The organism is Mesorhizobium sp. M2A.F.Ca.ET.039.01.1.1 (genome assembly GCF_003998035.1).
GTDB lineage: Bacteria > Pseudomonadota > Alphaproteobacteria > Rhizobiales > Rhizobiaceae > Mesorhizobium.
Map to the genome: position 1 here is coordinate 1 of NZ_RZRY01001072.1, position 1603 is coordinate 1603.

A 1603-nucleotide genomic window follows, 5' to 3' on the forward strand; every position below is an offset into this window, starting at 1 on the left:
GTCCGGCCCTTCGCTGTCGCTCAGGGCTTTCGTCGCTCGGAAAGCCAAGCAATTGGCTTTCCGTCCGCTGCGCGGACCGCTCCTCAACCCCCTCAAGGGGGGAGATCAGCCGTCACGCCGGCTTTCGCCAATCTCCAACGTTGCAGGAAGGGCGAGGCGCCGAAGCTGCCAATCTCCCCCTTGAGGGGGAGATGTCCGGCAGGACAGAGAGGGGGGCGAAGGAACGCTACGCTGCGCACTTTCCACCGGCAAATGCCGAACCGCCCGCCCACAAGGGGGGAAGGCAAGGCTGGCGTTCCCTCGCCGCCGCGATAAGCTCCCTCGCAAATCAGGGAGGACCACCATGGACAAGGAAGTCATCGAAGTGCCGGTGATGTCGGCGAAGGTGCGCGCGCTCGGCCTGCCGTGCTCGACGGCGGTGCGGGCCAACGGCTTCGTGTTCATCTCGGCGACGCCGCCGGTCGACATGGTGACCGGCGAGATGGTGCGCGGCGACATCGAGACCCAGGCTGAGGCGTCGCTGAAGGCGCTCAAACACTGCCTGGAAGCGGCCGGCACCTCGCTGAACAAGGTGGTGATGGTGCGCATCTACGCCGTCAATTCCGGCTTCTACAACGCCATCAACCGGGTCTACGCGAGGTATTTTGCCACCAACCCACCGGCGCGGAGTTTCGTGCCGGTGGCTTCGTGGCCGATGGAATTCGACATCGAGATTGAGTGCGTGGCGGTGGCGTGAGGGCCTCTCTCTTCGAAAAGACGCTGATCCACGGCGCCTTCGCTTTATAGACAGGCAGCTGCATTTCGCCAACGAGACCGGCACCCAGCGTTATGTCAAACGGGTCGGGTCTAGAGCGAGTCGTGCGGAAACGCGTTTATCAATTGCGCAATTCGGCTACCTTTTCCTCCAGGTCAGCAAAGAGGGACGTTACCAGTTCGTTCGATCGGTCCTCTTGTAATATTTCTCGCGCATGCGGAATGTGATAGAAAATTGACGGAGGGCCTGATGCAGGTTTTCCGTGCCGTTCGGCAAGTAGATCGTTCTTCCTAAGGATATCAACTAAGGTCTGCCAGAATTCACTTTTTACTATCTTAATTAGATAGTCGTCACCGTCACTTCTTATCCAATGTTGCCTCAGCATAACTCGGCATGACTTCTGAAGAAGTCGGTATAATTCATGTTCTCTTAGTCCTTCCGAAACTAGAGTTTCCGAACTCTCATTATCTCTAGCTCGACCATGTGCGTTTATCCACTGAGTGGCCTCTGCTCCGGCCAAAAGCTCTTGCCGCCCTTCCACCTCCAGTTGTATCATTCCTGGATCAGGAAAAGTTGGCGACAACCGGGTTATTTCATTGGCGATCACTGTAGCTACTTCCACATTCTCAAACGTCACGTTTGAAATGTCGCACTCGCGTAGGTCGATCTGATTAAAGGAGGAATTTGATATTCTACAAAAATCCGACACACCCCTGATGACGCTATCATCGACATGTATATTTTCTATATCGGTGATGCCGACAGAGCCTGCAAATGGCAAACAGGTCAGTAGCAACGCGGCGATATTTCGATCAGATCGATCCAATTCTGACGGTACAGATATCATGG

Annotated in this window: 2 protein-coding genes; one reads left to right on the forward strand and one right to left on the reverse strand. The window is 55.6% G+C overall.

The window, feature by feature from the left end:
• The first annotated feature begins 343 nt into the window (after nt 1–343).
• The gene (locus EOA24_RS37325) at nt 344–736 is read left to right on the forward strand and encodes a RidA family protein (RefSeq protein ID WP_126081729.1); all 393 of its coding nucleotides are present in this window, start codon (nt 344–346) and stop codon (nt 734–736) included.
• A 139-nt stretch (nt 737–875) separates the two neighbouring features.
• Here the strand turns inward: EOA24_RS37325 and EOA24_RS42135 are convergent.
• Nucleotides 876–1603 (reverse strand): hypothetical protein (locus EOA24_RS42135; protein WP_189354572.1); only part of this gene is annotated, 728 nt, incomplete at its 5' end.

Excerpts from the sequence above, each read along its gene's own strand:
- EOA24_RS37325 (WP_126081729.1), top strand. The coding sequence starts at position 344 with ATGGACAAGGAAGTCATCGAAGTGCCGGTGATGTCGGCGAAGGTGCGC.